The 268-nt window shown below is 52.2% G+C and carries 1 protein-coding gene; it reads left to right on the top strand.

Annotation, left to right across the window (positions count from 1 at the left end; translation table 11 throughout):
* On the top strand, positions 1 to 268 hold a 268-nt coding region (locus AAEY78_RS13350; protein ID WP_352339793.1), incomplete at both ends, for a DEAD/DEAH box helicase.

Here is a 268-nt window from a genome sequence, read left to right as displayed (position 1 = left end):
GCGGTGACGTAGGTTTTGGTAAGACTGAAGTGGCCATGCGCGCGGCGTTTATCGCGGTCAGCGCCGGTTATCAAGTGGCAGTATTGGTGCCGACAACCTTGCTAGCAGGCCAGCATGAAGACAATTTCCGCGACCGTTTTGCTGATTGGCCAGTGCGTATCGAAACGCTATCGCGCTTCGGTGGCAAAAAGCATCAAGAAACAGTGCTAACAGACCTTGCAGCTGGCAAGGTTGATATCGTTATCGGCACGCATAAACTATTACAACC

Source organism: Psychrobacter sp. 16-MNA-CIBAN-0192 (genome assembly GCF_040309565.1).
GTDB lineage: Bacteria > Pseudomonadota > Gammaproteobacteria > Pseudomonadales > Moraxellaceae > Psychrobacter.
This window is presented reverse-complemented; position numbering and strand designations above follow the sequence as displayed.